Source organism: Stenotrophomonas sp. 3(2025) (assembly GCF_052665395.1).
Genome location: NZ_JBQOIF010000003.1, coordinates 1 through 22,423, shown reverse-complemented (window position 1 = coordinate 22,423; position 22,423 = coordinate 1). Strand labels below are relative to the sequence as shown.

Below are 22,423 nucleotides of genomic sequence, written 5' to 3'. Positions count from 1 at the left end.
CGTGGATCCACCGTGTCGACCAAGGTCGACACCCACCAGAAGCAGGCCATGCCATTCCCACGGATCGCCCGCTTTTGACGTTGCCGCTGCCGTTGAATCGGCAGGTGCAGGGCGCAGCCCTGCCGCCAAATCTATTCCGGCATCAACACCAACCCATCCGGATACACGATCGCCGCTTCATCCGCACTGACATCGAAGAACCCCACGCCGTGCTTCTCGGCCAGGTCCTGCACCCGCCCATGCGCGCGCTCGGCCACCGAGTACGCGAACGCGCCATAGATCACATGGCGGCCGATGCTGTACTCGGTCACCTCGGCGCGATCATCATCGTCATTGCTCAGCGGGCCGTTCATCGGCGGAAACTCCTGCGCCATCTCCGCGAACCATGCCTGCAGCGCCGGGCTGCTGACCGCCGGGTCATCGTACTCGTGGCTCTCGCCCCACTGCGCCTGCTTCTCGAACCAGGCGATGAACGCCGCCGCTTCACGCGGGGCGACGCTGGCCTCGAACACCATCATGTCGTAACTCATTGAACCATCCTGTTGCCGTGGCGTAAGGACGCCGGGCATGGCCCGGCGCTACCGGATGACGATGGTAGCGCCGGGCCATGCCCGGTGGATCGCATCAGACGGACGGCGCTGCGGTGTCCGCCAGTCCCGGCGCCAACGCCTTCGCTTCCGGGAACAGCGCAAACCGCAGGCCGACCAGGCCCATCAGCGCCTCGTCGCGCGCCTTGCAGGCGGCCACGCTGCCGACCCGGCCCAACGAGGTGTCCAGCCGTTCGCGCAGCGCCTCGGCCGCCACAATCGGCTTGCGTGCGGCGATCTGCCGCCGATAGTGCACGGCCACTTCCTCCAGGATGTGCTCGACCGCCTCACGGCTGCGCTCCGGCAGCTCCAGGCGGGCGCGGCGCAGCTGCAGGATGTTCAGGCCGATGCGCGCCTCGTTGAGCATGTCCACCGAGGCGATGTCGCTGCCTTCCGGGGTCGCCGCCAGGCGCGGTGCCAGCAGGCCGAGCAGATCCAGCATGCGCGCAGCGAAGCGCTGGCGATCCTGCTGGCCACGGCCTTCGGCCGCCTCGGCCAGCGTGGTCCAGCCCTGCCGTACCAGCCGGCGCGCGGTCCATTCGGCACCCACCGAGCGGAACAGCCGGGTCATCACCACCGCAAAGCCAATGCCGATGAACATCGCGATCGACGAGTTGGCGAAGGTCTGCACGTTGGCACTGTAGGTGTTCTGCAGGCTGAGCAGCGCGGCCAGGTTGACCGTCAGCGGCAGCGCGAACAGCGCGCTCTTCGGGTGGTGCAGCAGCAGGCCCAGTGGCAGGAACACCACCGCCAGCACCAGCGCCAGCAGGCCGAAGTCGTGCACGGCGGGGAACACGCCGAACAGGTACACGCCGGCCACCAGCGAAGCCACCATCGCCCACACCAGGAACGAGACCATGCTCGGCGCCGGGTCGTCCTGTGCCGCGAAGAACGCGGCGGTCACCGCGGCCATCATCGCGCCGTTGCCACCGCCCTCCCAGCCCAGGCCGATCCACAGCACGCAGTAGCTCATCAGCGCCACGCCGGCGCTGAGCGCGGAGAACAGTGCCATGCCGTAGTCGACGTGCTTGTCGGTGGCGGCGCGTTCGGTGCGGATGCGGTAGTGCGCACGGTCCAGCGGCGCGGTGCCCTGGTCGATCGCGTGCTGCAGGGTGCGGCAGTCCTGCCACAGGTCCACCAGCTCCTCCAGGCGCAGCAGCAGGCTGGCCAGCTGCAGGTGCTGCAGATCGCGGTCCACCTGCGGCTTCAGCGCACTGATGCGTGCGCGCAGGCGCGCGTAGTCGCTGGCACTGGACGGCGTGTCGATCCAGTCGTGGATGTCATCGACCAGCGTCGGCAGGCCCTCGGGCAGGGTCTGTCCATCGCTGCGCAGCGCACTCAGGCGGTCGGCGATCGATGACAGCACCGGCAGCAGCAACAGCATGCGTTCGCGCAGGCGCTCCATTGATACAGCCGCGCCGGCATGGCGTGGGTCATCGCGGCGCAGGAACTCGATCAGCGCCTCGAACTGCACCAGGTCGGCGGCCAGCCGGTTGCGTGGGGCATGCGCGCGGCCGCGCTCGAGGATCTGCCGGCACCACTGCGCCGCGTCCTCCATCCAGTTGCCGATGCGCGCGCCGAGCATCGGCCGCACCGAGGCCGGGAACAGCAGCGAGGCGAACAGCACCGCTACCACCGTACCGAGGATGATCTCCTCGCTGCGCGCCACCACGGTGTCGAAGATGGTCTCCGGCGAGGTCACCGCCGGGAAACCGATGAATGCAGTGGTGTAGCCGGCCAGCAGGAACGCGTAGCCACGTGGGCCACGGTTGAGCAGGGCCAGGAACAGGCAGCCGGCCAGCCAGATCGACATCGCTGCGCTCAGCACCAGCGGCGTTTCCACCAGGGCGGGCAACATCAGCAGGGTGGCCAGGCCGGCGGCCAGGGTGCCGAGGATGCGGTACACGCCCTTGGCCCGGGTCGGGCCCAGCAGCGGCTGGCTGACGATGTACACCGTGCCCATCGCCCAGTACGGGCGCGACAGGTTGCCGGCCATGGCGATATACAGCGCGACGATCGCTGCTAGGTAGGTCTTGATCGAGAACAGCCAGGCCTGGCGATCGGTCAGCCCGTTCATCGCTTACCTCGCCGCCGTCGGCGCAGCCGCAGACGCGGCACTGTCCTGCCAGCCACCGCCCAGTACCAGGAACAGGTGGATCTGGTCGCGCGAGACCTGGGCTTCGGCCGCGGCCAGGGTGGCATCGCTGCTGGCCAGGCTGCGGTCGGCATCCAGGCTGGACAGGTACGGCGTGCGGCCACCCTGGTACAGCCGGCGGTTCTGCTCTGCGGCCATCGCAGCCTGCTCCTGCGCCACGCGCAACGACTGCAGGCGGCGCAGATCCTGCGCATAGCGGTCCAGTGCGGTCTGTGTTTCGCGCAGTGCCTGCAGCACGGCATGGTCGAACTCGGCCAGCGCGGCATCGGCGCCAGCCTCGGCGGCGTGGATGCGTGCATGCGTGCCCGAGGACGGCAGCGTCCATGAGATCAGCGGGCCGAACGACCACTGCTGGGTCATCGGCTGGCCGAAGTCTTCCAGCAGGCCGGCGGCGCCGACCGAAGCGCCCAGGCGGATGTCCGGGTACAGCTCGGCAGTGGCGACACCAATCCGCGCGGTGGCCGAGGCCAGCTTGCGTTCGGCCTGGCGGATGTCGGGACGGCGCTGCAGCAGCGCGCGGCCATCACCGACCGGCAGCGGCTGGGCGAGGGTGGGTGCGTGCGCGCAGTCGATCACCCCGGCCGGCAGCTGGCCCGGGGTCTGCCCAAGCAGTGCCGCCAGCGAATAGGCGGCGGCCGAACGCTGCGCCTGCAGCGGGGGCAAGGCGGCTTCCAGCAGCGCGACCTGGGCATTGGCGCGCGCCAGTTCCGGCGGCGTGCCGCGGCCTGCGCTGATCAACCGCTGGGTGACCGAACGGCTGCGCTGCTGCAGCTGCAGGGAATGCTCGGCGACATGCAGCTCATGGTTGGCATGGCAGATCTCCAGGTAGCTGTCGGCCACCTCGGCCACCACGCTCACCTGGGCCAGGTCACGTGCAGCGGCCACCGCCTGTTCGTCGGCGCGGGCTGCTTCGGCACCGCGCTTGAGCTTGCCGAACAGGTCGAACTGGTAGCTCACCGCGAACTTGCCGTCGGCCAGGTTGATCACCGGCAGCTCGTGCTCCTGCAGGAACGACTCGGCCGACAACTGTGCGCGGCTGACGCCGGCTTCGGCCTCGTACTCGAAGCCACCGGCGTCCATCGCCTGCTCGTACACCGCAGCAGCGCGGCGCAGATGCGCGTCGGCAGCCTTCAGTTCGACGTTGTCGCGCAGCGCCTGGGTGATCAGCCCGTCCAGCACCGGGTCGTTGTACAGCGACCACCAGCGTGCCGGCAGTGCCTGGTTGGCAGCCACTTCGGGATTGTGGGTATCGATGAACGCGGCATTCGCTTGCGGCCGCTTGAACGCCGAGCCCTCGGGCAATGCGTAATCCGGGCCGACGGTTCTGCACGCAGCCAGGCTGGCCAGCGCGACGATCAGGCCAAGGCGGGGCAGGGCGGCGTTCACAGGCCCGCCTGTGTCGGCGCAGCGCCGGCCTTCTTGTTCTGCACGTGGCGGCCGGTATCCACGGTCACCGTGGCGGTGCGCCCGGCGATCAGCTCCACGCCGGCAGGCACCTCGTCGATGGCGATGCGCACCGGGATGCGCTGCGCCAGCCGCACCCAGTCGAAGGCCGGGGTCACGTTCGGCAGCAGGGTGCTGCCATTGCTGCGGTAGCGATCCTCGATGCCGGCGGCGATGCTCTCGACATGGCCGTGCAGAGGGGTGTCTTCGCCCATCAGGCGGATGTCCACGCGCTGCCCCGGGGCCACGCCGCGCAGGCGGGTTTCCTCGAAGTAGCCATCGATGCGGAACGAACCGGTATCCAGCAGCGCAAGCACCGGCTTGCCGGCCACCACGTAGTCGCCCACGCGCATGGTGCGGTCGTTGACCCGGCCATTGGCCGGTGCACGTACTTCGGTGCGGGCCAGGTTGAGTTCGGCCAGATCGACCGCGGCCTGTGCGGTGGCCAATGCGGCCTGTGCGGCCTGCAGCTTGGCCCGGCGCACTTCGGCGTCCTCGGCGGCGACCAGATCCTGCAGGCTGCGGTCGCGTCCGATCTCACGGCGCAGCTGCGCGACCGATGCCTGGCGTTCGGCCAGGCTGGCGCGGCTCTGCTCCAGCGCGATGCGGTAGCGCGCGCGATCGATCACGAACAGCAGGTCGCCCTTTTTCACTGCCTGGTTGTCGGCTACCTGCACCGTTTCGACCAGGCCGGACACATCCGGCGCGACCTGCACCACGTCGGCGCCGACGTGGGCGTCGCGCGTCCACGGCTCATCCATGTAGTAGACCCACAGCTGGCGCAGCACCAGCAGGGCGACGATCACGGCTGCGCAGGTAAGCAGCACCGGCAGGGTCTTCTTCACGATCTTGTTCACGATTGCATCCAACGCAGGAGGTGGAACAGCAGGCCCAGCACGATCCCGTACAAGGCCAGGTTGAACAGCGCCGGGTGCCATACGTGGCGATAGGCACCGGCACGCTGCAGCAGCGCGTGCAGGCCGCTGTTGACCAGGTAGGCCAACACCATCAACCCGAGCAGGGTCGGGACGAACACTCCGTGGAGACTGAATTCACCGGGCATCGGTAGGGGCGGGGACGGTAGGGGAAGGGGAGGTGGAACAGGACAACGGCAACGGGCAAAAGCCGCTGGCGCATGCACGGCAGCGGCGGTATTCACCGACAACGGGCTTACGTGATGCGGTCGGCAGCCTCGGCCAGCAGGCGCCATGCCTTCAGCACGGCATGCAGTTCATCCATGGAAAGCTCGCCGAACACGTCCTGGCGCAGGCCGATCAACTGGTCTTCCAGTTCGCGCACCAACGCCTGGCCTTCCTCGGTCAGCCACAGCAGGTTGGCGCGGCGGTCGCTGGCATCGCATTCGCGGCGGACCAGCCCACTGGCGCAGAGCTTGTCCAGCAGGCGCACCAGGGAAGGACCTTCCATGCCCAGCTGCTGTGCCAGGGCGACCTGGCGGATGCCACCGCCGGAGCGGCCGATCATCAGCAGGGGCATGGTGCAGGCGGTGGAGATGCCGTAGCTGCCCAACCGGCTGTCGGCCAGGCGCTGCCACTGCCGCCCTGCGTACAGCAGGCCGGAGCTGAGCTGCATCTGCAGCACGGTGCGCTCGTCGAGGGGGCGGTCCATAAGTAATAGATAGGATACTACTAATTTCATTCCTATCAATAGATTTTGCTGAATGGGTGGGGTGCTGAGGAAAGCGTTGCGCCTGCTGGCATCGGTTGGGATGGCGGAGGGTTGGCTCCTCAAGAACAAGAGCGGTAGCGCCGGGCCATGCCCGGCGGCTCCTGGTGGCACCGCTCCGCTCGCCGGGCATGGCCCGGCGCTACCAGAGCACTCTCCGAAGCCATGAACCCCTGCTTTGGACCCCCGCTTTCGGGCGGTCCGGCCGCGCTCGCAGGAAACTGTCGGGGAGGGGGTGAGGGGGCTGCGCAGGACCGTTGGCGCCAGGGATGGCGCCATCGAGCCCCCATGGACGGGTTCACGGCGTGTCCTGCGCAGCCCCCTCACCCCCTCCAGACCGATAGCAATGACGCACCACGACGACCCCCGATGAACCGTCCCCAGAGGACGACCCACCCCCCGGTCGGGTACGATGCTCGCCCCCCGTTCGGGCGCTGTATGCAATGAGCAAGAACAACGAAAAGGCCGCCCCGCAGGGCGAAGTGACCCAGGTCCAGGCCGAGGATGCCGTGCGCACCCTGCTGCGTTGGGCCGGTGAGGACCCGACCCGCGAAGGCCTGCTGGATACCCCGCGCCGCGTGGCCGAAGCCTATGGCGACTGGTTCAGCGGCTACCGCGACGACCCGCGCGCCTACATGGAACGCACCTTCGAGGAAGTGGCCGGCTACGACGAACTGATCGTCCTGCGCGACATCGAATACGAAAGCCACTGCGAGCACCACATGGCGCCGATCATCGGCCGCGTGCACGTCGGCTACCTGCCGGCCGGCAAGGTGGTGGGCATCAGCAAGCTGGCACGCGTGGTCGAAGCCTACGCCCGCCGCTTCCAGGTGCAGGAAAAGATGACCGCGCAGATCGCCCAGTGCATCCAGGACGTGCTGCAGCCGGTCGGTGTCGGCGTCGTTGTCGAAGGCGCCCATGAGTGCATGACCACCCGCGGCATCCACAAGCGCGGCGTCAGCATGGTCACCTCGAAGATGCTGGGCAGCTTCCGCGAGGACGCCCGCACCCGCGCCGAGTTCCTGCGCTTCATCGAAGTGGGCGGCAAGCGCTGAGCGCCGTCGCCTCCCGGTGGCGGCCGCGCGTGGCCGCCGCTTTCGCCGTGCCTGCGCCGCGCCTTTGCGCGCGCGCTGGCCGCCGCGCCCTTCCGACCGATCTCGCTGCATGAAGCACCGCGAACGCATCACCCGTTATCGCCACCTGCGCGAACAGCCGCAATGGAAGCTGCTCGCCGCCGACCACGCACCGGAAATCATCGGCCTGCTGCAGGGCCTGCTGATGGACGGCGATCGCACGTTGCCGGCATCGGTCCTCAACGAGCGCCTGCAGCGTGCGCTGGACCAGCTCAACGGCGACGAGTTGTCGCGCGAGCTGCCGCGGACCGCGCAGGCCTACGTCGCCCATTGGCTCGCGCAGGGCTGGCTGGAACGCCGGCTGCCTGAAGGCGCCGACCAGGAGCAGTACGAGCTCTCGACCCAGGCGCTGCAGGCGATCCGCTTCGCCGACAGCATGGAGCAGGCCCGCGTGGCCGCCACCGAGAGCCGCTTGGCGCTGGTGATCGAACAGCTGTCGCAGCTGGCCGCGCAGACCGAGGCCGACCCGGACGCACGCCTGTCCGCACTACGCGACGAGCGCGACCGCATCGATGCCGAGATCGCCCGTGTCAGCGCTGGCCGCGTGACGGCCCTGGACGGCAAGCGCGCACTGGAACGTACGCGGCAGATCATCGGCCTGGCCGACGAGCTGACCGAAGACTTCCGCCGCGTGCGCGACGACTTCGAACAGCTCAACCGTGATTTCCGCGAACGCATCATCGATGACGAAGGCGAGCGCGGCGACGTGCTGTCCAAGCTGTTCGAAGGCGTGGACGTGATCGGCGAGAGCGACGCGGGCCGTAGTTTCCAGGCGTTCTGGCGCCTGCTCAACGACGCCGAACAGAGCGCCCAGCTCGATGCCGCGCTGGAGACGCTGCTGGCCCGTGGCTTTGCCCGGCGGCTGGATCGCAACGAGCGCAACTTCCTGCGCGGCTTCACCAGCACCATGCTCGAACGTGGTGGCCAGGTGCATGACGTGCTGCAGAACTTCGCGCGCAGCCTGCGTGGTTTCGTGCAGAGCCGTGGCTACCTGGAACAGCGCCGCCTCAACCAGCTGTTGAAGCAGGCGCAGTCCGAAGCACTGGCACTGCGCGATGACTTCCCGGCGCAGCGCGCCATTGGCCGCGACCTGCAGCTGACCACCAGCCGCCTGCGCTCGTGGTCGCAGTGGAAGCTGCACGACCCGCGCAGCGCGCAGGTCGATGGCAACGTCGAATACAACGATGCGGCCAGCATCAGCCTGGAAAGCGTCGGCGATCTGGTGGCGTCGTCGGAAATCGATTTCCGCACCCTGCGCCGCGACCTGCACGACCTGCTCGACAGGCAGCCGAAACTCAGCATCGCCCAGGCCCTGTCGCAGCGCGAAGCGCCGCAGGGGTTGGGCAGTGTCATCGGCTACCTCTCGCTGGGCACGCGCTTTGGCAGCGTGATCGCCGGCGAACAGGAGCTTGCCGAATGGCGAGGTGGCGACGGACAGATCCGTCGTGCCCGCATCCCGCTGGTTTGGTTTACCCAGGAGAGACGCCATGAGCTGGCATGAAGACCCCATCGACGCACCGCATGCCGACCTGGCCGAAGACGCTTACCCGTCCGAACCGGTGGCGACCGTGGCCCAGCCCCGGCGCGGCAACGACGTCTACTACATGGGCGATACCGGCCGCCTGCCGCTGGATGCGCGCCGCGCGCTGTGCCAGCTGCTGATCGGCCCCAGCATCGACCAGCTGCGTCACGCCAAGCTGTGGCCGGCACTGATCCGCAGCGAAGCCGGTATCCGTTCGGCGCTGTCGGACCTGTTCCTGGAACTGGTGCTCGACCGTGACAGTGGCGTGGCGTTCACCCGCCAGGCCGACACCGAAGATGTCGATGCACCGGTACTGCTGCGCACCTCGCCGCTGACCTTCATCGATTCGGTGCTGCTGCTGTACCTGCGCCAGCAGCTGGGCGAAGCCGATGCGCGTGGCAACCGCGCCGTGGTCGCCGATGCTGAAATGGCCGAAGCACTGGCCATCTACGAAAAGAACCTGTCCACCGACCGCGCCGGCTTCAATCGCCGTGTCGCCTCGGCGGTGCAGAAGATGAAGGACAACCACATCCTGACCCGCCTCGGCGGCCAGGAAGACCGCCACGAAGTCTCGCCGGCGTTGAAGCTGCTGTTCTCCGCCGAAGACGTATCCCAGCTGTCGGCGGTTTACCGCCAGCTGCGCGAAACCCCGGCCGCTGAAGCCTGAGAGACCCGAGCACCGCATGGCCATTTCCAAGCACACTCCCGCCCTGTTCAACGAAGGCCTGCCGGACCCGCGCCTGCAGCAGTTCCGCATGCGCCGCCTGCAGGTGCACAACTGGGGCACCTTCAACGGCCTGACCGAAGTGCCGATCGCCGAGCGCGGCTTCCTGTTCGTCGGCCGCTCCGGTTCGGGCAAGTCGACCCTGCTCGACGCCATGTCCGCACTGCTGACGCCACCGGCCATCGTCGACTTCAACGCCGCAGCGCGTGAAGCCGAACGCAGCGGCCGCGACCGCAACCTGGTGTCCTACGTGCGCGGCGCGTGGGCCGACCAGCAGGACAGTGGCACCGGTGAAATCGCCACCCAGTACCTGCGCAAGGGCGCGACCTGGACCGCGCTGGTGCTGGAGTACCGCGCCGGCGACGGCCGCGTGGTCAGCCTGGTGCGCCTGCTGTGGATCGCCGGCAGCAGCACCTCCGCCGGTGACGTGCGCAAGCACTACATGATCGCCGAGCGCCCGTTCGACATCGCCAAGGATCTGGGCGGCTTCGATCTGGACCTGCGCAAGCTCAAGCAGAAGCTGGCCGACGTCCATCACTTCGACACGTTCTCCGGCTATGCCGAACGCTTCCGCCACCTGCTCGGCATCGACAACGAGATGGCGCTGCGCCTGCTGCACAAGACGCAGTCGGCGAAGAACCTGGGTGACCTGAACGTCTTCCTGCGCGACTTCATGCTCGACACGCCGAAGACCTTCGACGCTGCCGAACGACTGGTCAGCGATTTCGCCGAACTTGATGGCGCGCACCAGGCCGTGGTCACTGCGCGGCGCCAGGTCGAAACCCTGCAGCCGGCGCGCGACCACTACCGTGACCTGCAGGCGATGAGCCGCCGTCGCGGCGACGACGAGGCGCTCAAGCTCGGCATCGACAGCTTCCGCGAAAGCCGCCGTCAGTTGTTGATCGAAGCGCGCCTGCGTGAAATGGATACGCGCGACCGTGGCCTGCTGGGCGAAGAAGCGCAGCGTCGCGCGGCGCTGGACAACCACACCGAACGCCTGGCCGAGCTGGAACTGCAGCGCCGCCAGCAGGGTGGCGAGCGCATCGAGGAACTGGAGCGCGAGCAGGGCCGCGCCGAAGCCGAACGCGACCGCCGCCTGGCCAAGCAGGCGCAGGCGCGTGACGCCGCACAGAAGCTGCAGGCCGCGCTGCCCGAGGATGCACATGGCTTCGCCGAGCTGGTCGAGCAGGCGCAGTCCGAACTGGAAGACCGTCAGCGTGCGTCGAGCGCCCTGGACGATGCCATCAGCGAACGGCTGGGCGGCAAGCGCGACGACGAGCGCCGCTTCTCCGAAGTGCGCGGCGAACTGGAGGCGATGCAGCGCACGCCCTCCAGCATTCCGGCGCCGATGCAGAAGCTGCGCGCACGCCTGGCCGAAGAAACCGGCATCTCCGAAGCGGCCCTGCCGTTCGTCGGCGAGCTGATCCAGGTCCGCTCGGAAGAGCAGAGCTGGCAGGGCGCGATCGAGCGCGTGCTCGGTGGTTTCGCGCAATCGCTGCTGGTCGATGACAAGCACTACAACGACGTCGCCGAGTGGGTGAACCGCACCCACCTGGGGATGCGCTTCACCTACTACCGCGTGCGTCGCAATGATGATGCGTTCGCCCGCGAACCGTCCGCCAAGTCGCTGCTGCACAAGCTGGAACTGCGCGATCACGTGTTCGAAAGCTGGCTGCGTCGCGAGCTGGGCAAGCGCTTCGACTACGAATGCGTGGACGCCAAGCAGCTGCGCAACGTCGACCGCGGCATCACCCGGGAAGGCCAGGTCAAGCATCCGGGCGATCGCTTCGAGAAGGACGACCGCAGTGCGGTCAATGATCGCCGCCGCTGGCTGCTGGGCTTCAGCAACCGCGACAAGCTCGCCGTTTTCGAGAAGGAAGCCCAGGAGCTGGCGGCCCGTATCGCCAGCTGCGATACCGACATCGCGCGCCTGCGCAGCCAGCGTGACCGCGACAACGAACGTCGCCTGGCATGCCACCAGCTGGTCGGCATCAGCTGGAACGAAATCGACGTCGCCGCGCCGCAGCAGCGCCTGGCCGACATCGAGGCCAGCCTGCACTCCCTGCGCGAAGGCAATGCCGACCTGGCCAGGATCGCCCAGCAGATCGACGCCACCCGCGCCGATATCGAGCAGGCCCGCCGCACTTACGAAGACACCCGCGTCGAGCGCGGCCAGCTGGTGCGCGAACGCGACCGCCTGGACCGTGCCCGCCAGCAGAGCCGGGCACTGGTCCTGCCAGCGCTGGCCGAAGACCAGGAAGCCGGCCTGGCCGAGCGCCTGCAGGAGCAGGGCCCGCTCAGCCTGGAAACGCTGGAAGCGCACATGCGCCAGGTCAGCAACGCGCTGAACGAACAGCTGTCGTCTTCGCAGCAGGACGTCAACCGCATCGAGAACCTGCTGCTGGGCTGCTTCCGTCGCTTCATCCAGCAGTGGCCGGAAGAATCGGGCGACTTCACCGTGTCGGTGGCCTCGGCCGAGGATTTCCTGGCCCGCCTCGAACGCCTTGAACGCGATGGCCTGCCGCAGCACGAAGAGCGCTTCTTCGACCTGCTGCAGAACCAGAGCAAGAACAACCTGCTCGCGCTGCAGCGTCACAGCGCCGAGGCCCGCAAGTCGATTGGCCAGCGCCTGGACGAAGTCAACGCCAGCCTGGAGCAGGTGCCCTTCAACCGTGGCACTCTGCTGACCATCGAACTGAACGACCGGCGCCTGCCGGAAGTGCAGGAGTTCCACCAGCAGCTGCGCGAGGTGTTGTCGCAGCAGCAGACCGAGCAGCGCGACCTTGCCGAAACGCAGTTCACCGTCCTGCGCCAGCTGGTCAACCGCCTCGGATCGCAGGAAGGCGAAGACAAGCGCTGGCGCGAAGTGGTGCTGGACGTACGCCTGCACGTGGAGTTCATCGGCGTGGAGCTGGATGTGGAAACGCGCCAGCAGGTCGAGATCTACCGCAGCGGCGCCGGCAAATCCGGTGGCCAGCGGCAGAAGCTGGCCACCACCTGCCTGGCGGCGGCGCTGCGCTACCAGCTCGGCGGCGCCGACAGCCAGCTGCCCAGCTATGCCGCAGTCGTGCTCGACGAAGCCTTCGACAAGGCCGACAACGAGTTCACCGCGCTGGCGATGAACATCTTCGACAACTTCGGTTTCCAGATGGTGGTGGCCACCCCGCTGAAATCGGTGATGACGCTGGAACCGTTCATCGGTGGCGCCTGCTTCGTCGAGATCAGTGGCCGCCACGATTCGGGCGTGCTGCTCATCGAGTACGACGAAGAAGGCAAGCGCCTGAAGCTGCCGGAGCGCAGCCGCCAGCAGGCCGACGAACCGGAAGAAGCCGAAGCCTGACCGCTCTGGAAACGCTGTGCCAACCAAGGTTGGCACCTACCGGGTCATGAACCCCGATAGTGGTAGTGCCGGCCGCTGGCCGGCAACCGCGTCTACGCACTACGGAACGTATCCCACGCCATCCGCGCGATCAGCACCACCACCAGGCCCACGAACAGTTTGCGGATGAACGGCGTGCCGCCCTTCAGCGCCAATCGCGTGCCCACCACCGAACCGATGATGTTGGCCGCCGCCATCGGCAGCGCGAACAGCCACAGGATGTTGCCGGTCGGTACGAAGAACGAGATCGCCGCCACGTTCGTCGCCAGGTTCACCACCTTCGACGCGGCCGACGCGCGCAGGAAGTCCAGCCCGAAGAAGCGCACGAACAGGAAGATCAGGAAGCTGCCGGTGCCGGGCCCGAAGAAGCCATCGTAGAAGCCGATCGCCGCACCGATCGCCAGCGCGATCACCAGCTCGCGGCGGCCGATGTCCTGCGGCCGGTGCAGCGCGCCGAAGTCCTTCTTCCACAGCGTGTAGGCCAGCATCGCCACCAGCAGCACCAGCACCAGCGGCCGCACTGCGTCCTTGGGCAACAGGCTGACCGCCGTAGCGCCAAGGAAGGAGAACACGAAGGCCGTACCGGCAGCGAACAGCACCGGCTTCCACGGGAAGCGCACGTTGCGCGCATAGCGCCATGCCGCTGCGCCGGTGCCGAACATCGAGCTGAACTTGTTGGTGCCAAACAGCATCGCCGGGGTCTGCTGCGGCAGTACCGTGAACAGGCCGGGCAGCTGCACCAGTCCGCCGCCGCCCACGGCCGCATCGACCAGGCCGGCAATGAAGGCGATCACCACCAGCCACCACAACTCAGGAGGAATCAGTTCCAGCACGGCGATCGATCGAAGTGGGGGCGCGACAGCATACGCCTGTCACATTGCCGCCGCCCACGCGACAATACCCGCATGAGCCGAACCGCCCCCGATCCCTGTCCCTGTGGCCTGGCCGCCGACTACGCCGCCTGCTGCGGGCGCTTCCATGCCGGCGACGCCGCGCCGGACGCCGAGCGCCTGATGCGCTCGCGTTACAGCGCCTATGTGCGCCACCTGCCGGACTACCTGCGTGCCACCTGGCACCCGGACACCCGTCCGGCAGAACTGTCGCTCGAGGATGCCCCCGGCCAGCGTACCCAATGGTTGGGCCTGACCGTGCAGGCCCACCGGGCGACCGGCAGCGACAGTGCCGAGGTCCGTTTCACCGCCCGTTACCGCGTCGGCGGCGGCAGCGCGGTGAAAATGACCGAGCACAGCCGCTTCCTGCGCGTCGAGGGTCGCTGGTACTACCTCGACGCCGTCTGAGCCTGGCTGCCGCGCACGGCCAGCACGCGCTGGCCGCCATGCGCGCACACGCGGTTGCGGCCTTCCTCCTTGGCCGCATACAGCGCCTGGTCGGCCGCTTTGACCACCCCGGCAGGGCGCCGATCGACCCGGCTGTCGGCCAGGCCGATGCTGACGGTTACCTGCACCACCGCACCGCCACCGCCGCGCCCGCGCTGCTGCTGGCCGAGCGTATCGTCGCGGGTGCGCGTGCTGCGGTCGCGCAGTTGCATGCGGCTCTGTTCGATGCCCTGTCGCAGCGCCTCCACCGCATCCACGCAGGCCGATGCCGGGCGGTCGAGGAACACCACGGCGAATTCCTCGCCGCCATAGCGGAACGCGCGGCCGCCGTCGCCGACCCGCGACAGCCGTGAGGCCACCAGTTTCAGCACGTCATCGCCGGTGTCGTGGCCGTGGGTGTCGTTGAATTTCTTGAAATGATCCACGTCGATCATCGCGATGCTGTAAGTGCCGGTGGCGCGCTTGAGGGTCTCGTTGAACGCACGGCGACCGGGCAGGCCGGTCAGCTCGTCGCCGAAGGCCATGTGGAAGGATTCCTGCAGGGTCGCGCCCAGCATCAGCAGCAGTGCCGCCACGCTCAGCGCCGGCAGCAGCACCGGCTGCAGGAAGATCCGCGGCAGCATCCACCACAGGCATAGCAGGGCCAGCAGCATCGCCGTGTGCAGCGGCCGCGGCTGGCGCCAGGCCTGCCATCCCAGCGCCGCGGTGGCCAGCAGGAACAGCACGGCAGGCAGCTGCGCCAGCGCGTTCCAGTCGCTCGGTATCCAGGGGAAGTGCCGGTTCGACAGCAGGTCGTGCATGCCCTGTGGCTGTTGTGCGGCAAGCAGGATGAAGATCGCCACCGCAACACCACTGATCGTGGCCCTCAGCAGCAGGTCCTGGCGGCGCCGGCCACGTTCGGGCCACAACGCATGGACGGCGAACAGCAACGGCAGCCAGGTCGAGATCGCGTGGAAGCGCAATGGCGTCAACGCCGTCACCCGGCCCTCGCGCAGGTAGTGCCCAAGGTCCTGGTGCAGCACCGCGAAGGCCAGCGCCACCAGCAGCAACAGGCACAGCGTGCGCACCTGGTTGTACAGCAGCGCCAGCCCTGCACCCAGGCAGGCCAGCAACCACGGCAGGATGCGCTGCCCGGCGCGGCCGACATCATCGCTTTCCAGGCTCGCCCACAGCACCAGCGCGACCAGCACGGCGGGCAGCACGAACAGATAGTGCACAGGCTGTCGAAGCGGATGATGGGACACACGGAATTCCAGCGCGGTCACGACGCGGCCGCAGCACTGCCGTTAGCGGCGCAGCAGCGACCTTCTTGAATAGGCGCAGCCTGATGTGAACACCGTGGCACCGGGCCATGACATTGCGCTCACCGGCTGCGGTCGAAGCTGGTGGCATGGACAGCGTACCCGCCGCCGTCGCTGCCCCGCAGCGTGACCTCGCCCGCCACTTCACCCATGTGCGGGGGCGCAGCGTGCAGCTGGCCGCACCCCTCAGCCCGGAAGATGCCCTGCTGCAGAGCATGGCCGATGCCAGCCCGGCCAAGTGGCATCTGGCCCACACCACCTGGTTCTTCGAACGCTTCGTGCTGGCCAGCCAGCCCGGCTACACCCCCTGGGATCCGGCCTGGGACTATCTGTTCAACAGTTACTACAAGAGTCTCGGCCCCGCCCACGCACGGCCTCAGCGCGGGTTGCTGTCGCGGCCCTCGCTGCAGCAGGTCCACGCCTACCGCCAGCATGTGGATGAGCAGGTGCTGGCAGGACTGCGCGATGGCGATCTCGGCAGCGACGCCCTGCAGCACCTGCAGCTGGGGCTGCAGCACGAACAACAGCACCAGGAGCTGCTGCTCACCGACATCAAGCACGCCTTCTGGTGCAATCCGCTGCAGCCGCCGTACCGCGAAGACCTGCCCATCCCCGTCAGCGCCCTCGGCACGCAGGGTTGGGTGGAACAGGGCGAACGCATCGTCAGTATCGGTGCGTCCGCCTGGCCGCAGCACGCGGCCTTCGCCTATGACAATGAATCGCCCGTGCATCGCGTGCTGCTTCCCGCGCATGCCATCGCCGAACGCCCGCTCAGCAACGCCGAGTACCGCGCCTTCATCGACGCCGGCGGCTACCGCGATCCGCGCTGGTGGCTGAGCGAAGGCTGGGCGCTGCGCGAGGCCGAGCAGTGGCAGCATCCGCTGTACTGGGATGACGACCTGCTGCGCGAGTTCACCCTCGGTGGCTGGCGCGAGCTCGATCCGCATGCGCCGGTCTGTCACCTCAGTTACTACGAAGCCGATGCCTGCGCACGCTGGGCCGGTGCCCGCCTGCCCACCGAATTCGAATGGGAAGCGGCCGCCACCACGCAGCCAGTCGAAGGCCACTTCGCCGATGACGACCATCTGCACCCGATGGCAGGGCAGGGCGACGGACTGCGCCAGTTGTTCGGCGACGTGTGGGAATGGACCAGCAGCGCCTATGGCGCCTATCCCGGCTTCCGTCCCTTCGCCGGCAACCTCGGCGAATACAACGGCAAATTCATGTGTGGCCAGTGGGTCCTGCGCGGTGGCAGCTGCGCCACGCCGCGCGGCCATGTACGGGCCAGCTACCGCAACTTCTTCATGCCACCGGCGCGTTGGCAGTTCTCAGGCGTGCGCCTGGCAAGGGATCTTTCATGAGTACCGTCCAGGATGCGCTGCAGGCGCTGACCGACCTTACCCCCGGCCGCCAGCAGATCCTTGCCGACGCCGTGGCGGGGTTGTCGCACGCCTCTCGCCAGCTGCCCTCCAAGTACTTCTACGACGCGCGCGGCTCGCGCTTGTTCGAGCAGATCACCCATACCCGCGAGTACTACCCCACACGCACCGAACTGGCCCTGCTGGATGGGGTGTTGCCGGAGATCGCCCAGGCGGTGGGGCCGCGCGTGCATGTGGTCGAACTGGGCAGCGGCAGCGGCCGCAAGACCGCGCGCCTGCTGGCTGCCCTGCAGGATCCAGTGGCCTACACACCCATCGAGATATCGCGCGCGGCCCTGCTGTCCAGCATCGACCACCTGGCCCCGGCGCTGCCGGACGTGGAAATGCTGCCGGTGTGTGCCGACTTCACCCGCCCTGTGCAGGTCCCCGCGCCAGAGCGGCCTGCCGCGCGCCGGCTGCTGTTCTTCCCGGGCTCCACGCTGGGCAACTTCGCCGATGAGGATGCGATCGCGCTGCTGCGCGCAATGCGCCAGACCATGGGCAAGCACGGCCTGGCCCTGGTCGGCATCGATCTGCACAAGGACCCGGCACTGATCGAAGCCGCCTACAACGACGCCGACGGTGTCACCGCCGCCTTCACCCTGAACCTGCTGGCGCGTCTCAACCGCGAGGTCGGCAGCGATTTCGATCTCGACGGTTTCCGTCACCGGGCCCGTTACAGCACCGCGCGCCTGCGCATCGAAACCGATCTGGTCAGCCAGCGCGAGCAGGACGTGCATATCGACGGCCGTACCTTCCACTTCAGCGCTGGCGAACCGATCCGCGTTGAGTACAGCCACAAGTACACCGATGCCAGCTTCGGCCACCTGCTGCAGCAGGCAGGGCTGGAGGTGGCGGCATCCTGGAACGCGGACGATCCCGCCTATGGCCTGCGCCTCCTGCGCCCCTCACCCTAGGCACAGGTAGTACCGGTCGCTGGCCGGCAATCTCGACCAACCTTGTCGCCCCTCCGCGTTACCATGGCTGCAGCACCGGCAACACGGAGGACGCCATGCCCATTCTGACCACGCTCGGCCTGGCCGCCGCGCTTGCCATGCCAGCGGCCGCGCCGCCGGCAGCAGCGGCAACCGCTGATCCCGCGTTCGCCCGCTGCATGGCGGGCCTGCAGGCGACGGCCGCCAGCCAGGGCATTGCCGCTGACCGCTTCAATGCGATCACCGCCGGACTGCAGCCCGACCCTACCGTGCTGCCGCTGCTCGATGCGCAGCCGGAGTTCACCACGCCGATCTGGGACTACCTGGCCGCACTGGTCGATCGCCAGCGCGTGGACGACGGTCGCGCCATGCTGCAGCAGCACCGTGACCTGCTTCAGCGTGTATCGGCGCAGTACGGTGTCGATCCCATCACCATCGTCGCCGTCTGGGGTGTGGAGAGCGACTACGGCCGCGTGTTCGGCAAACGCCCGCTGCTGCAGTCGCTGGCCACGCTGTCCTGTGCCGGCCGCCGGCAACCCTTCTTCCGCGGCGAACTGCTGGCGCTGGTCAAGCTCATCGACCAGGGCGACCTGCAGGCGCAGGGCCTGACCGGTTCCTGGGCCGGTGCCTTCGGCCACACCCAGTTCATGCCCAGCACTTACGCACGCATTGCCGTTGATGGTGATGGCGACGGCCGCCGCGATCTGGTCGGCAGCATTCCCGATGCATTGGCTTCCACCGCCAACTATCTGAAGCGTGCCGGCTGGCGAACCGGCGAACCCTGGGGCATGGAAGTCCGTGTCCCCGCCGGTTTCAACGCCAGCCAGGCGGGCCGCACCCAGCGCCGGTCACTGGCCGACTGGCGCGCACTGGGCGTGACCGGCCTGGACGGCAGCGCGCTGGCACCGTCCGGCCTGCCCGCCGATGCCCGCGCCGCGCTGCTGCTGCCGGCCGGGACAAAAGGCCCGGCGCTGCTGGTGTTCCGCAATTACGACGCGATCTACAGTTACAACGCGGCCGAGAGCTATGCGCTGGCCATCGCCACCCTGGCCGACCGCCTGCGTGGCAGCAACGGCCTGGTCACCGCCTGGCCAACCGATGATCCTGGCCTTGGCCGCGACGAGCGCCGCCAGCTGCAGACCCTGCTGCTCGCGCGCGGCCATGACATCGGCGCCGCCGATGGCATGATCGGTACCGCCAGTCGTCGCGCCATCCAGGTCGAGCAGCGTCGGCTCGGATGGGCCGACGCCGACGGTCGCGCCGGCCAGCGCATCCTGCGCGCGCTGCAGGCACAACCGCAGGCACAGGCGCCAGCCGCGCCGACCCGCTTCAGCCTTCCCAACAACTACAGTGCCGTGCAGTCGCCGGCCATCCGGAGTCGATCCAGCGTGCAACAGATCCAAGGTGTCAGCAGTGGCCAGTTCCAGGGACTCGACGCCTGGCTGGTGGAAACTCCCCAGGCCACCGCCGCAATCAGCGTGTTCGGCGGCCAACTCCTCTCGTTCGTGCCCAAGGGCCAGCCCGATGTGATGTGGCTCTCGCCCAAGCGTGCTGCGCTGCCCACGCCGATCCGTGGCGGCAGCCCGGTGTGCTGGCCCTACTTCGGCCGCCAGGGGCAGGGCGACGACGTGCCCGCCCACGGTTTCGTGCGCACCCTGCCCTGGGAACTGCAGCAGGCGCGCCGGCTCGACGATGGCAGCATCGAGCTGACCCTGGCCCCGCCGGCGTTGGACAACCTCGGCCTGCGCCTGACCATGACCGTCCGTGTCGGCCGTGAACTGCGCCAGCAGCTGGTCACCGAGAACACCGGCAAGGCTCCGGCCACCATCACCCAGGCGCTGCACAACTACTTCCGTGTCGGTGACGCCAGCAAGGTCGATGTCGACGGCGTCGACGGCCTGGACTACCTCGACAAGTTCGAGAACTACGCCCAGCCGCGCCACCAGCAGGGCCCCTGGTCGCTGCGCGATCCGCGTGACCCGGGCCGCAGCGACCGCATCTACACCCAGGCCGGCGGACACTATGTGCTGCGCGACCCGGTGCTCAAGCGCCGCATCGACCTCCGCACCGAAGGCAGCCGCTCGCTGGTGGCATGGAACCCGGGCGCCGAAGCTGCCGCCAGAATGGCCGATGTCGGCGATGGCTGGCGCGACTATGTATGCCTGGAAGCGGCCAACGCCGGACCCGATGTGGTCACCGTGGCACCAGGCGGTCGCCACACGCTGGTGCAGACGCTGTCCAGCGCATCCCTGTAACCCGAAAAACGCTTACACAGGACGATCTTCAATGCAGGAAGCACAGTGGTACTACGCTCGAAATGGCAGCAGTGAAGGTCCAGTGGACCTGGCCGGCCTGCAGAAGCTGCAGCAGGACGGTGTCATCGCCGGGCACACGCTGATCTGGTGCGAGGGCATGGCTGGTTGGCAGCCATTGCAGGCGCTGCAGACCGCAACGCCTGCGTCGGACGGCAACGGTATCGCAGATGGCTGGGCAGCACCGCCTGTCGGTGAGGCCGCCGTTGCCAGAGCGGCCAGCGATGATCCCTACCGTGCACCGGCTGCGCCCGCCACGCCCGATGCCGTTCCACTGGGCGCCGGACTGACTGGCCGGATGGCGCTCTATGCAGCCGTTGTCGGCGGCAACTTCCCGATCTACCGCAAGCGCTGGCGCCTGGATCAGGGCACCGCGAACGCGGCAGGCACCTGGCACTGGCCGGGTTTCCTGTTTGGCGTGATCTGGATGATGTACCGGAAGATGTATCGCATGGCCGCCATCTGGGTAGGTGTACTGCTGGCTTCCAGCGTGATCGAGGCGTTGCTCGATGTGCCTGAAGCCCTGTCATTGGTGATCAACCTGGGTATGAGCATCGCCGTGGGTGTCCTCGCCAACAGCTGGTACCTGCAGCACTGCCAGCGGGAGATCGCGCGCGCCGAGGCGCTCAACCGCGACGATGAAGCTGCGGTGCGCAGTACGCTGGCGGCACGTGGCGACACCAGCGTGATCGGCGCGGTGATCGCCATTGCCGTTTCCGTAGGCCTGGGCATCCTCGGCGCCGTGTTGACCGGCTGATCCCTTCAGCCCGCCCGCCGCGGCCGCAGCACCCACAGGCAGAGCGTTCCGGCGACCAGGCCCCAGAACGCAGAACCGACACCGGCCAGCGTCATGCCCGAGGCGGTCACCAGGAAAGTGACCAGCGCGGCCTCGCGGTCGCGCTCCACTGCCAATGCGCTGGCCAGGCTGTTGCCGATGGTGCCGAACAGGGCGATGCCGGCCACACAGGCCACCAGTTCCTTGGGAAAGGCAGCGAACAGGGCCGCTACGGTGGCCCCGAACAGGCCGATGACGATATAGAAGGCGCCGGCCGCAATCGCCGCCGTGTAGCGCCGTGCCGGGTCTTCGTGGGCATCACGGCTCATGCAGATCGCCGCGGTGATGGCCGCCAGGTTCAATGCGTAGGCACCGAAGGGCGCCAGCAGCGTGTTGACCACGCCGATCCAGCCGATCACCGGTGACACCGGCGCGTCGTAGCCGGAGGCGCGCATCACCGCCACACCGGGGATGTTCTGCGACGCCATGGTGACCACGAACAGGGGCAGGGCGATGCCGACCATCGCCGTCCACGACAGCGAGGGAGTGACCCATTGCGGTACCGCCAGTTGCAGGTGCACCTGTTGTGCATGCAGCAGCCCCTGGCTGGCAGCGATGGCGATGCCGACCAGCAGGGTGGCGATCACCGCATAGCGGGGGTACAGGCGGCGGCCCAGCAGCCAGGTAGCAAACATGGCCAATGCCAGCACGCGCTGGGTGTTCATCGCCACGAACACGTCCAGCCCGAAGCGCAGCAGTACACCGGCCAGCATGCCCGCGGCCAGGGCCATGGGCACGCGTTTCATCAGCCGGGCGAACACGCCCGAGAAGCCGGCGAGCATGCCCAGCACTGCCGCAAGCAGGAACGCACCGGTGGCCTCGGACAGAGAGGCGCCACCCGCACCGACGACCAGCATCGCCGCCCCAGGCGTCGACCATGCGGTGACCACCGGCACCCGGTAGCGCAGAGACAGGCCGATGCAGGTCACGCCCATGCCCAGCCCCAGCGCCCACATCCACGAGGCGATGTGGGCCTGGTCGGCCCCCACGGCCTGCGCGGCCTGGAACACGATCACTGCCGAGCTGGCGAAGCCGACCAGCACGGTGATGAAGCCGGCGACGATCGCCGGCATCGAAAGATCGCGCCACCATCCCTGTCGTACCGTCGTGTCCATCGTCTTCCTTCCTGTATGCATCCGGCTATAGATAGCGCCTGCGGCGTTGACCGCGCAACGCGCGGGCAACGCCGCCGTGATCGTTGCACGCCCGTTGTGCATGCAGGAGCCGATGCGTTGTCATGCTCCTGAAAAAAATGTGTTGACGAATTCTGCAGGATCTCTAGAATTCGCTCCCTTGCTGCAGCGCGGCGACTTCTTCGGAAGCCGGCAACGCGAACAGCAACGCCACCACCGCCGAACGAGATCATCGAACGAAGGTGTTGACGGACTCGAAAAGTCCGGCATAATAGGCGGCTCGCAACGACGAAAGACCCTCGGGTCCAACGACGAAGCAGCATCGGCAACAACGTCCACCTCGGTGAGACGGCCTTGAAAAAAGGTGTTGACGAAGCAGAAAAGCCGGCTATAATGGGCGGCTCGCTACGAAGGAAACTTCGCAGCACACGGGAATGGCGCTGAGGCCACTTCCCCTGATCTTTGAAAGTATGCGCAGGTATCTTGTGAAGGCGCCTGCAGGAAGGATGATTGTCCATCTTGCAGA

At 67.9% G+C, this 22,423-nt stretch carries 18 protein-coding genes; 9 read left to right on the top strand and 9 right to left on the bottom strand.

All coding sequences use genetic code 11. The annotated features are described in order from the left end of the window. Positions 1–131: 131 nt before the first annotated feature. From ACUXVE_RS03040 to ACUXVE_RS03015, 6 genes are all read right to left on the bottom strand, one after another. Positions 132–530 carry a hypothetical protein gene (locus ACUXVE_RS03040; RefSeq protein WP_032978532.1) on the bottom strand — a complete coding sequence of 133 codons (399 nt, stop codon included), beginning with the start codon at positions 528–530 and terminating at the stop codon, positions 132–134. Positions 531–624: 94 nt separating this feature from the next. Next, positions 625–2,664, bottom strand: a complete 2,040-nt coding sequence (locus ACUXVE_RS03035; protein WP_218788213.1) for an FUSC family protein — start codon at positions 2,662–2,664, stop codon at positions 625–627. A 3-nt stretch (positions 2,665–2,667) separates the two neighbouring features. After that, the gene (locus tag ACUXVE_RS03030) at positions 2,668–4,128 is read right to left on the bottom strand and encodes an efflux transporter outer membrane subunit (protein WP_301910363.1); all 1,461 of its coding nucleotides are present in this window, start codon (positions 4,126–4,128) and stop codon (positions 2,668–2,670) included. Continuing rightward, positions 4,125–5,042, bottom strand: coding sequence for an efflux RND transporter periplasmic adaptor subunit (locus ACUXVE_RS03025; RefSeq protein WP_025875649.1), 918 nt, complete (start codon positions 5,040–5,042; stop codon positions 4,125–4,127). The genes ACUXVE_RS03030 and ACUXVE_RS03025 overlap by 4 nt, the downstream gene beginning before the upstream one ends. Then, positions 5,039–5,248, bottom strand: a complete 210-nt coding sequence (locus ACUXVE_RS03020) for a DUF1656 domain-containing protein (RefSeq protein ID WP_025875651.1) — start codon at positions 5,246–5,248, stop codon at positions 5,039–5,041. The genes ACUXVE_RS03025 and ACUXVE_RS03020 overlap by 4 nt, the downstream gene beginning before the upstream one ends. A 107-nt stretch (positions 5,249–5,355) precedes the next feature. Continuing rightward, entirely contained in the window at positions 5,356–5,811 is a 456-nt protein-coding gene (locus tag ACUXVE_RS03015) for a MarR family winged helix-turn-helix transcriptional regulator (protein WP_025875653.1), read from the bottom strand. Positions 5,812–6,311: 500 nt separating this feature from the next. Here ACUXVE_RS03015 and folE point away from each other — a divergent pair, with 500 nt between their 5' ends. From folE to ACUXVE_RS02995, 4 genes are all read left to right on the top strand, one after another. Further along, positions 6,312–6,923, top strand: coding sequence for a GTP cyclohydrolase I FolE (folE, locus tag ACUXVE_RS03010; RefSeq protein ID WP_025875657.1), 612 nt, complete (start codon positions 6,312–6,314; stop codon positions 6,921–6,923). Positions 6,924–7,032: 109 nt separating this feature from the next. Beyond that, on the top strand, positions 7,033–8,502 hold the full coding sequence (locus tag ACUXVE_RS03005; protein WP_025875659.1) for a DUF3375 domain-containing protein: 1,470 nt from the start codon (positions 7,033–7,035) through the stop codon (positions 8,500–8,502). Continuing rightward, entirely contained in the window at positions 8,489–9,190 is a 702-nt protein-coding gene (locus tag ACUXVE_RS03000; RefSeq protein WP_093820430.1) for a DUF4194 domain-containing protein, read from the top strand. Before ACUXVE_RS03005 ends, ACUXVE_RS03000 begins: the two co-directional genes overlap by 14 nt. 16 nt (positions 9,191–9,206) lie before the next feature. Continuing rightward, positions 9,207–12,587 carry an ATP-binding protein gene (locus ACUXVE_RS02995; protein WP_140226721.1) on the top strand — a complete coding sequence of 1,127 codons (3,381 nt, stop codon included), beginning with the start codon at positions 9,207–9,209 and terminating at the stop codon, positions 12,585–12,587. A gap of 92 nt (positions 12,588–12,679) precedes the next feature. On the opposite strand, the gene ACUXVE_RS02990 is transcribed toward ACUXVE_RS02995, so the two are convergent. Next, positions 12,680–13,459 (bottom strand): sulfite exporter TauE/SafE family protein, encoded by a 780-nt coding sequence (locus ACUXVE_RS02990; RefSeq protein WP_025875666.1) that lies wholly within the window; start codon positions 13,457–13,459, stop codon positions 12,680–12,682. A gap of 72 nt (positions 13,460–13,531) precedes the next feature. Between ACUXVE_RS02990 and ACUXVE_RS02985 the strand changes: the two genes are divergently transcribed. After that, complete coding sequence (locus ACUXVE_RS02985; RefSeq protein ID WP_222388097.1) at positions 13,532–13,924, top strand: YchJ family metal-binding protein; 393 nt, start codon at positions 13,532–13,534, stop codon at positions 13,922–13,924. Here ACUXVE_RS02985 and ACUXVE_RS02980 read toward each other — a convergent pair. Next, a complete protein-coding gene (locus ACUXVE_RS02980; RefSeq protein ID WP_445513799.1) occupies positions 13,906–15,207 on the bottom strand; it encodes a diguanylate cyclase in 1,302 nt (433 codons plus the stop codon). The two genes, ACUXVE_RS02985 and ACUXVE_RS02980, sit on opposite strands and share 19 nt — an antisense overlap. A 146-nt stretch (positions 15,208–15,353) precedes the next feature. On the opposite strand from ACUXVE_RS02980, the gene egtB reads away from it, so the two are divergent. From egtB to ACUXVE_RS02960, 4 genes are all read left to right on the top strand, one after another. Next, positions 15,354–16,625, top strand: coding sequence for an ergothioneine biosynthesis protein EgtB (egtB, locus tag ACUXVE_RS02975; RefSeq protein ID WP_445513798.1), 1,272 nt, complete (start codon positions 15,354–15,356; stop codon positions 16,623–16,625). Then, positions 16,622–17,599, top strand: a complete 978-nt coding sequence (gene egtD, locus ACUXVE_RS02970; RefSeq protein WP_445513797.1) for an L-histidine N(alpha)-methyltransferase — start codon at positions 16,622–16,624, stop codon at positions 17,597–17,599. The genes egtB and egtD overlap by 4 nt, the downstream gene beginning before the upstream one ends. A 137-nt stretch (positions 17,600–17,736) precedes the next feature. Continuing rightward, the gene (locus ACUXVE_RS02965; RefSeq protein ID WP_445513890.1) at positions 17,737–19,872 is read left to right on the top strand and encodes a lytic murein transglycosylase; all 2,136 of its coding nucleotides are present in this window, start codon (positions 17,737–17,739) and stop codon (positions 19,870–19,872) included. 31 nt (positions 19,873–19,903) lie between these two features. Continuing rightward, positions 19,904–20,686, top strand: coding sequence for a DUF2628 domain-containing protein (locus tag ACUXVE_RS02960; protein ID WP_093820440.1), 783 nt, complete (start codon positions 19,904–19,906; stop codon positions 20,684–20,686). Positions 20,687–20,691: 5 nt separating this feature from the next. Here the strand turns inward: ACUXVE_RS02960 and ACUXVE_RS02955 are convergent, their stop codons facing one another. Further along, a complete protein-coding gene (locus ACUXVE_RS02955; protein WP_445513796.1) occupies positions 20,692–21,879 on the bottom strand; it encodes a benzoate/H(+) symporter BenE family transporter in 1,188 nt (395 codons plus the stop codon). Positions 21,880–22,423: the final 544 nt, after the last annotated feature.

Excerpts from the sequence above, each read along its gene's own strand:
- ACUXVE_RS03040 (WP_032978532.1), bottom strand. The coding sequence starts at position 530 with ATGAGTTACGACATGATGGTGTTCGAGGCCAGCGTCGCCCCGCGTGAA.
- ACUXVE_RS03035 (WP_218788213.1), bottom strand. The coding sequence starts at position 2,664 with ATGAACGGGCTGACCGATCGCCAGGCCTGGCTGTTCTCGATCAAGACC.
- ACUXVE_RS03020 (WP_025875651.1), bottom strand. The coding sequence starts at position 5,248 with ATGCCCGGTGAATTCAGTCTCCACGGAGTGTTCGTCCCGACCCTGCTC.
- ACUXVE_RS03015 (WP_025875653.1), bottom strand. The coding sequence starts at position 5,811 with ATGGACCGCCCCCTCGACGAGCGCACCGTGCTGCAGATGCAGCTCAGC.
- folE (WP_025875657.1), top strand. The coding sequence starts at position 6,312 with ATGAGCAAGAACAACGAAAAGGCCGCCCCGCAGGGCGAAGTGACCCAG.
- ACUXVE_RS03005 (WP_025875659.1), top strand. The coding sequence starts at position 7,033 with ATGAAGCACCGCGAACGCATCACCCGTTATCGCCACCTGCGCGAACAG.
- ACUXVE_RS03000 (WP_093820430.1), top strand. The coding sequence starts at position 8,489 with ATGAGCTGGCATGAAGACCCCATCGACGCACCGCATGCCGACCTGGCC.
- ACUXVE_RS02995 (WP_140226721.1), top strand. The coding sequence starts at position 9,207 with ATGGCCATTTCCAAGCACACTCCCGCCCTGTTCAACGAAGGCCTGCCG.
- ACUXVE_RS02985 (WP_222388097.1), top strand. The coding sequence starts at position 13,532 with ATGAGCCGAACCGCCCCCGATCCCTGTCCCTGTGGCCTGGCCGCCGAC.
- egtB (WP_445513798.1), top strand. The coding sequence starts at position 15,354 with ATGGACAGCGTACCCGCCGCCGTCGCTGCCCCGCAGCGTGACCTCGCC.
- egtD (WP_445513797.1), top strand. The coding sequence starts at position 16,622 with ATGAGTACCGTCCAGGATGCGCTGCAGGCGCTGACCGACCTTACCCCC.
- ACUXVE_RS02965 (WP_445513890.1), top strand. The coding sequence starts at position 17,737 with ATGCCAGCGGCCGCGCCGCCGGCAGCAGCGGCAACCGCTGATCCCGCG.
- ACUXVE_RS02960 (WP_093820440.1), top strand. The coding sequence starts at position 19,904 with ATGCAGGAAGCACAGTGGTACTACGCTCGAAATGGCAGCAGTGAAGGT.
- ACUXVE_RS02955 (WP_445513796.1), bottom strand. The coding sequence starts at position 21,879 with ATGGACACGACGGTACGACAGGGATGGTGGCGCGATCTTTCGATGCCG.